The organism is Allobosea sp. 05L423 (assembly GCF_056397745.1).
This window is the reverse complement of record NZ_JBFTOA010000037.1, coordinates 1-5,296: the sequence shown is the minus strand read 5'-3', so window position 1 is coordinate 5,296 and position 5,296 is coordinate 1. Positions and strand designations below refer to the sequence as shown.

At 63.2% G+C, this 5,296-nt stretch carries 8 protein-coding genes and 2 pseudogenes; 4 read left to right on the top strand and 6 right to left on the bottom strand.

Annotation, left to right across the window (positions count from 1 at the left end):
* The coding region (locus AC1DNE_RS30445) for a hypothetical protein (protein WP_441473895.1) at nt 1-185 on the top strand (185 nt) is incomplete at its 5' end.
* Between the two features lie 67 nt (nt 186-252).
* Entirely contained in the window at nt 253-561 is a 309-nt protein-coding gene (locus tag AC1DNE_RS30440) for a DUF1236 domain-containing protein (protein ID WP_441473896.1), read from the top strand.
* Nucleotides 562-668: 107 nt separating this feature from the next.
* Here the strand turns inward: AC1DNE_RS30440 and AC1DNE_RS30435 are convergent, their stop codons facing one another.
* The 4 genes and pseudogenes from AC1DNE_RS30435 to AC1DNE_RS30420 form a co-directional block, all read right to left on the bottom strand.
* Entirely contained in the window at nt 669-863 is a 195-nt protein-coding gene (locus AC1DNE_RS30435; protein ID WP_441473897.1) for a hypothetical protein, read from the bottom strand.
* Nucleotides 864-1,088: 225 nt separating this feature from the next.
* A pseudogene (locus tag AC1DNE_RS30430) lies at nt 1,089-1,217 on the bottom strand (peptidoglycan-binding domain-containing protein); the annotation flags it as partial.
* Between the two features lie 76 nt (nt 1,218-1,293).
* Entirely contained in the window at nt 1,294-1,566 is a 273-nt protein-coding gene (locus AC1DNE_RS30425) for a DUF4376 domain-containing protein (protein WP_476767390.1), read from the bottom strand.
* A gap of 210 nt (nt 1,567-1,776) precedes the next feature.
* Nucleotides 1,777-1,986, bottom strand: a complete 210-nt coding sequence (locus AC1DNE_RS30420) for a cold-shock protein (protein WP_441473898.1) — start codon at nt 1,984-1,986, stop codon at nt 1,777-1,779.
* Nucleotides 1,987-2,033: 47 nt separating this feature from the next.
* On the opposite strand from AC1DNE_RS30420, the gene AC1DNE_RS30415 reads away from it, so the two are divergent.
* Both AC1DNE_RS30415 and AC1DNE_RS30410 read left to right on the top strand, forming a co-directional pair.
* On the top strand, nt 2,034-2,825 hold the full coding sequence (locus AC1DNE_RS30415; RefSeq protein WP_441473899.1) for an NAD(P)/FAD-dependent oxidoreductase: 792 nt from the start codon (nt 2,034-2,036) through the stop codon (nt 2,823-2,825).
* Nucleotides 2,826-2,950: 125 nt separating this feature from the next.
* Complete coding sequence (locus AC1DNE_RS30410; RefSeq protein ID WP_441473900.1) at nt 2,951-3,364, top strand: DUF1236 domain-containing protein; 414 nt, start codon at nt 2,951-2,953, stop codon at nt 3,362-3,364.
* A 556-nt stretch (nt 3,365-3,920) separates the two neighbouring features.
* Here AC1DNE_RS30410 and AC1DNE_RS30405 read toward each other — a convergent pair.
* Both AC1DNE_RS30405 and AC1DNE_RS30400 read right to left on the bottom strand, forming a co-directional pair.
* Nucleotides 3,921-4,601, bottom strand: a pseudogene (locus tag AC1DNE_RS30405) (UdgX family uracil-DNA binding protein); the annotation flags it as partial.
* Nucleotides 4,602-4,855: 254 nt separating this feature from the next.
* A complete protein-coding gene (locus AC1DNE_RS30400; protein ID WP_476767389.1) occupies nt 4,856-5,275 on the bottom strand; it encodes a hypothetical protein in 420 nt (139 codons plus the stop codon).
* Between the last annotated feature and the right edge of the window lie 21 nt (nt 5,276-5,296).

The following is a 5,296-nucleotide window of genomic DNA, read 5'->3' as shown; positions in this document are numbered from 1 at the left end:
GCGACTGCGACGACACGCGCGCCGGATACCTCTTCTGCGATATTTCAGAGATCGATCCCGCCGAGCTCTTCTACCGGCTGCGCGTGATATGCGATGACGGCAAGCAGATACTTGTCGCCGTGATGCATTCCAGCGATCGGTATCTCGCGATCACAGGGCGAGTGGCGCCCTGGAAAGGCACCTGAAAAGGGAACAAGCGCGCTGCATCGGTGTTTCCGAACCGGCGGGGGGATCCAAAAATGGAGAACCTCGATGCGTTATCCCTTTGCGATCGTGCTCGTTGCCTCGCTTGCCGGCACTATGGCGTTCGCCCAGACCTCCACAACCACCACCATCACCACTGACCAGCAAAGCAAGGTCAGGACGTATGTCATGAAGGAGCACCCTGCTTCGGTGAAGGTGACCGAAACAGTCGGCGTGGGCACCGCCCTCCCGTCATCGGTAACGCTGCATACCTTGCCGTCGGACGTCGGCGTGACCCAGTACCGCTTCGCGGTCGTCAACGACAAGACTGTCCTGGTCGAGCCCAGCACCCGGAAGGTTATTCAGATCATCGAATGATATCTTCATTCGCAAAAAGGCCCGATCCCCTTTCGGAGACCGGGCCAAGTTTAGCGAGGAAACGCCCGAAGGCAGCCGGTTAGGCCGGCCAGTCCATCTAGCGGAGCTCAGCCGCTCGATTTCGGGGGCATCGGGATCGACGGCGGACCATCGCGCCAGCGCCGGGCCCAGCGGATCACGGCGTCACACACCGTCATGCCGATGAGCCCGAGTGCGAAGCCGACGGAGCCCTCAATATCGCCCGTTGGATAGGCGCGCGCTTCGGCATCGGTCTGCTTGAAGCCCTCGCGCACCGGGACCATGCCGGCGCCGACCTCGCGCCGCGCCGTCGCGGGACCATAGGCCAGCGTCTCGTCGCGGCCGTCGCCGGTCTTCGCGAAGCCGTCGAGAATGCCTTCGATGCCCTTGACCTGCCCGGCAGACAGCGACGTGCCGGATCGCAGGAAGGCGAAGAACTTCGATCGGTCGAGGCCTCCGGCAGGCTGCGATTGCGGCTTGTCGGCAATAGCGACCTTCAGCGCGGTCTCAGTCCTTGGGCCGACGACGCCGTCGACATGCAGGCCATGCGAGATCTGGAACGCCTGGACGGCCGCCTTCGTCTTCGGCCCAGGCTTGCCATCAACAACAAGCGAATAGCCGAGCGCGACCAGCGCCCGCTGAACTGCGGTCGCTCCAGATGTGAAAAAGCCGCCTACGGGGCGGCGCGCGCAGCCGGGCTACGGATCTGCGAATCTAAGCGAAGGCTGCGTCAATCTCGGCAGCTATTGTGATCAAGCCAGCCTCGATGTCGCCGGCCACCTCGGCCTCAGTCGCGAAGCAGGCTTGGACATGCTCGGCGACGGCGATCGCGATGGCCGACATCTGTGCGGCCGAAACCGTCACGAAGCCTGAAGGCGTCATGAAGTTGAGCGTTGTATCGGGCTTGGCCTGCACGAGCGCGAAGGCGCCCGAGATCATTGCCTGGCTCTCTCGGTCCGTCGCGATTGGCACCCCGGAGACGGTTATTCCACCTTGTCCTTGGTCCAGTTCGGCATCTCCACCCCATTCACTTGCGTCGAGGGGCCGGAGCCTATGCTAGGCACGGAGCCGGGGGAACTTCGCTTTTGGGTTGATGCCCGCTGAAATGACAACGCCCGCGGGCCTTTCGGCTGCGGGCGCGGTTCGGAGTGAGTAATATCTGACACATTAGCGTCGGCCCCGCAAGAGGCCCGTGGATCACTCCGCCTTCAGGTTTTCTGCTGATGATTTCCCTGAGCGTCTATCCGCGACCACTTCGAATGAAATCTTCTGCCCATCGCGCAGCTCGCGGAGGCCTGCGCGCTCCACGGCGCTGATATGGACGAACACGTCCTGCCCACCATCGTCAGGCTGAATGAAACCGAAACCCTTCGTTGAATTGAACCACTTCACAATACCCGTTGCCATTAGCGGCCTCCTCAAACCAAACCGAAGCATGTCCCCGAGCATTCGAGATGACAAGCCCACCCTGCATCCGATTTGCTCCTCAGTCAGCTCCCGACCGTCTTAAGGTGCTGCGCGAGGCTTTCGGCTTTGATCGGCTGGCTGCTATCGTTTCGCCGGGTTCGGCCGAGGCCGATCCGCTCAGTCTTTGTCACGGCCTGCTCGCCGCAGCCGTGCGGCGAGGAGCGAGACTGATCCGCGACGAGGCAGTTGCCTTCGACACTGCTGGCCGTAGCGCGGCTGTCACGCTCGCCAGTGGGCGGCTCGTAGAGGCCGACCGGATCGTGCTTGCCACCGGCTATGTCATGCCGGAGATCGTCCGTGACGGCCTCCATCACGTCGCATCAAGCTGGGCAATCGCAACCGTCCCGCAAGCACCTCGGGTACTCTGGCCAGGTGCGGCACTGATATGGGAAGCCTCGAAAGACTACTGCTACTGCCGCACCACGGTGGATGGCCGTATTATCTTCGGCGGTGAGGACGAGGAATTCAGCGATCCGGATCGGCGGGAAGCCCTCGGACCGGAGAAGACGAAGGCCTTGCAGTCGCGACTGCATGCCATGATACCGATGGCCGACCTTGACCTCGATCGAGCCTGGTCCGGGGCCTTCGGCCAGACGCAGGACGGCCTGCCACTCATTGGAAGCGTCCCGGGCCACCCCCGCCTCCTCGCCGCCTATGGCTACGGCGGCAATGGGATAACCTTCAGCTTCTTGGCCGCGAGGATGATCGGCCAATTGATCCACGGCGTGGAATGGCCATGGTTCAGCGCATTTGCGATCGACCGCGATCGTATTTGCTAGAGCATCAATTGGCACTGTCGGCGCTCAGTGGTTGTTCCGATGCCAACGATCACGAGGCCCCGGGGAACAGTTCAAGCGAATTCCAAGTTATGCCCTCCATCTGGGGGTAACCAGGAGATCGACTGATGAAGAAGATCATTCTCGTTGCAGCCGCCGTAATCGCTCCGATGGCGGTTCTTGCCCAAAATCCCGAAGGCGCGCGCGGTGGCGCCGCTGCCGGAGCGGCGACCGGAGCCGTCGGCGGTGCAATCGTCGGCGGACCAGTCGGGGCTGTCGTGGGCGGTGTCGGCGGCGCTGTCGTCGGTGGCATCGCGGGCGATGCCACACCGCGCTTCAAGACCTACGTCCGCGCCCATGAAGTTCCGTCCTATACCTATCGCGAAGACGTTCGCGTAGGCGCGGTACTGCCGGAGAGCGGGGTGACCTATCGCGAGGTACCGGCCGAATTCGGCGCCAAGGGCTATCGCTACACCGTCGTCAACGATCGCACGGTGATCGTCGAGCCCAAGACGCGCAAGATCATCCAGGTTATCGAATAAAGCTCCTATTGGACCCCGTGCCCTGAAGCTCGGGGGCCAATGCCACACGGAGCACACCTTCCAACTCGGCATTCCCGGGACATGCTTTGGAACCGCGGTGCCTAAGCAGAGGACTCGTCGTTCTCCCTCTTGAGCGGCGACAGACGGGGCGCAGTTGCCTCGAACTGTTCTGCCGCCCTACCGGGGATATCGTCCTGTTCTCCCTGCCGCCACAGCGCCGCAACGATATAGGCGAGCCGCTCTCTGCTCGAGTGCGGCCTCGAGCCGTACAAGATCCTCAGGCGATGCGAAGCTGAACGGCATCGGCTTTCCTGAGAGCGTGCCGACGGGGATTCGTTCTATACAGCAATCGGAATGTCGACGCAGCGCGCTGGGAAAACATGCGCTCTCGCAGGAGTGTGCGCTGGTTCGGGGTGACGGTGGCGTTGTGCGTCCACGAAAGCGAACACCTGATGCGCTCGGCGCGGGCGCCCATCAAGGTCGTCGACAGGGTGCCTCGCCGCCCTTTCGCGACGGGAGCCTTCCTGATCGAAGAACTTTATCAGGCAGGCCAACATCAGGCGGATGCGAGCCGACGGACCTGACGAAGATCTGCAACGAAAGCAGCAAACGCCTCTGCCCGGCTTTCTTCGTCCGGCAGCCGCAGCAAGTACGAGGGATGGACCGTGATGAAGCCCAGCCTGTCTCCGAAGTGCGTCGCGCCGCGATTGCGTGAGATCGGGAGAGCCTTTCCGGCCAGTGCGAGAACCGCGGTCGCACCCAATGCGACGACGATATGCGGATTCACGAATTCCAGCTCCCGCTCCAGCCACCAGCGATAATGTCTGACTTCGCCGGCCGTCGGTCGCTGGTGAATCCGCCGCCTGCCGCGTTGCTCGAATTTGAAGTGCTTGACGGCATTGGTGAGATAGCTGGAGCGACGTTCGATACCGACCTCATTCAAGGCCCGGTCGAGCAAGTGGCCAGCGGGCCCGACGAAGGGGCGCCCCTGCCTGTCTTCCTGATCGCCGGGCTGTTCTCCCACGAAGGCGATGGCCGCGCCCTTTGGGCCTTCGCCAAGAACGGCACGAGTGGCGCTCGGGACGAGCGGAGCCGATGCGGCGATAGCCGCATTCAGTTCCTCCAGGTTCGACAAGCCCCAGGCATTTTCAGGGATCGCGTCATCGCGGACGGGCATCAGCGAAACCCGTCGCTTAGCGATCGCCTTTCCGGCGATGCTCATGCGTGCGTTGGCGGGCGTTTGCTTCCGAGATCACCGCAGGGCCTTTCACGGCATTCTCCTTCGGCTCTTCGCGGCGCTCGGCCGGGCGCTGGTCCGGCTCGGTTGGGCCGTTGGTGCTGCCATTCCGCTTGGGTTGCTTTTCGGCCATCGCATGTCCTTTCAATCCTGATGATCCAGCAACGCTGCCGCGCCGGGTCGGTTCGGGGACCGATAACGAAAACACGCCCGGCCGCTCGAGGCAGCCGGGCGGAACAGGTCTTTCCGACCGATCAAAGGGCCGGCTCGTTCCGAAGGTTCTCGTCCCGGTGTTCACCACCCAGGGTCGCCGCCCAGGATGCGGCGGCGGCGCCGACGAGCAATGCGGTCGCCGTGAGGAACGCCGTCAGAACCGCGATCTTGCGCGCGCGCTCGGCTGCCTGCTTGGCGGTTTCCTTGGCCTGCGACAGTCGGGCAAAGGCATCGTCGATACGCTTCTGCGCATCCTGCTCGCTGATGCCGGACCGTGCGGCGAGCCGCGACGCGTGATAGTCCCGGTCGCCCTGCTCGATCTTGCCGTTCTTGAGCGCGTTGACGAAAATCCGCGAGGCTTCGTCGCGTTCCTGGGCCGTCGGCGGCTGGCCGTTAGCGCGCATCACGTTGTCGAGTGCCATCGCGAGCGGATCGACATTCTGAGAAATCAGCGACGCCACGCCCGAGCTAGCGCTTCCGAC

What these genes read in the sequence shown, in the direction of transcription:
- AC1DNE_RS30440 (WP_441473896.1), top strand. Translation starts at nt 253, where the DNA reads ATGCGTTATCCCTTTGCGATCGTGCTCGTTGCCTCGCTTGCCGGCACT.
- AC1DNE_RS30435 (WP_441473897.1), bottom strand. Translation starts at nt 863, where the DNA reads ATGGTCCCGGTGCGCGAGGGCTTCAAGCAGACCGATGCCGAAGCGCGC.
- AC1DNE_RS30420 (WP_441473898.1), bottom strand. Translation starts at nt 1,986, where the DNA reads ATGGCAACGGGTATTGTGAAGTGGTTCAATTCAACGAAGGGTTTCGGT.
- AC1DNE_RS30415 (WP_441473899.1), top strand. Translation starts at nt 2,034, where the DNA reads ATGACAAGCCCACCCTGCATCCGATTTGCTCCTCAGTCAGCTCCCGAC.
- AC1DNE_RS30410 (WP_441473900.1), top strand. Translation starts at nt 2,951, where the DNA reads ATGAAGAAGATCATTCTCGTTGCAGCCGCCGTAATCGCTCCGATGGCG.